General features: G+C 52.4%; 1 pseudogene. It reads left to right on the plus strand.

Going from position 1 to position 1,406, the window contains the following annotated elements:
- Positions 1 to 95 precede the first annotated feature (95 nt).
- Positions 96 to 1,126: pseudogene (locus tag DFR47_RS21480) on the plus strand (IS110 family RNA-guided transposase).
- The last annotated feature ends 280 nt before the right edge of the window (positions 1,127 to 1,406 follow it).

The raw sequence follows: 1,406 nt of genomic DNA on the forward strand, positions 1-1,406 counted from the left end.
TGAATAGATGGAGTGGTTGCCGCTCTACTACCCAAGCGACAATTCTTGTTTGAATATTGTTGCGTTCAATCTACTCGATGGGAAGGAAGGCAGACATGACCACAGACACAATGATCGGGATCGATCTAGCCAAAAGCGTTTTCCAGGTGCACGGAGCCTCGATGACAGGGCAGTTAAAATTCCGCAGAAAGCTATCGAGACTACACTTTCGCAAGTTCATGGCGGAGCACCCTGTGTCGACTGTGGTTATGGAAGCCTGCGGCAGTGCGCATTATTGGGCACGGGAAATAGCCAAATACGGCCACGAGGTAATGCTGATTGCTCCCCAGTATGTCCGCCCGTTTGTAAAGCGCCAGAAAAATGATGCTGCGGATGCCGAAGCGATTGTTACCGCCGCACAACGGCCTGAGATGCGTTTCATCATTCCGAAAATGGAAGAGCAGCAAGCTAAGGCACTCCTTTTTCGTGGAAGAGAACGGCTTGTCCGCCAACGCACGGAGTTGGTCAACGCGTTACGGTCAGTCCTCTACGAGTTTGGTCACCCAATTCCGGCAGGGATTGGGCATCTGAAGCGGATTGAAACGATCATCGAGGGTGACAACAGTGATCTGCCAGAACTGGTCCGCGAAGAGTGCCGCGACCTCTCGTGTCAAATTGCCGAGAAGACGCAACGAATTGAAGCAAAGGCCAAACAGATCGCCTCTCTGGCGACACAGACAGATTCAGCACGACGCTTGCAAACCATGCCAGGAGTAGGGCCGATGAGTGCATTGGCTATTGAAGCTTTTGCACCGCCGATGGACAGCTTTAGACATGGCCGAGATTTTGCAGCATGGTTGGGCCTGGTTCCGAAACAGCATTCTTCCGGAGGAAAGGAACGGCTTGGTCGCATATCAAAAGCCGGACGGCCGATATCCGGAGACTGCTGATTATAGGTGCTATGTCTCGCTTAAATTGGCTAGGGCGCAAGACGATATCGGAAAACACGTGGTTGTCCAGAATGCTCATGAGGAAGCCAAGAATGATCGTGGCCATTGCGTTGGCAAACAAGATGGCGCGTGCGATCTGGGCGATGCTGACGAAGGGAGAAGATTATCAGAATCCGACGCAAACTGTTGCTGCATGACAGAGGTGCAGCGCGAAACAGTTTAGCGCCAGTGACGGAGGTGTGAGAACGGCGACGACCCATATGGGCAAAATGATCGAACAGATCTGGATTAGGAAACCAGTTAGGGGCTTGGAGCCATTCAGCTCGCTGAATAGATTTGGACCTGATCCGCTGATCACCATATCGGCCAGCGGCTTCAGAAGTGCCGCAGTTAAAGGCCTGACAGAAGACCGCACTCGATCACATCTCATAAGGGGCAGAAACTTCTTGCATTACAGGCGGCAACCACAGAAGCCCC

The sequence above is a fragment of the Pseudochrobactrum asaccharolyticum genome (genome assembly GCF_003314995.1).
GTDB lineage: Bacteria > Pseudomonadota > Alphaproteobacteria > Rhizobiales > Rhizobiaceae > Pseudochrobactrum > Pseudochrobactrum asaccharolyticum.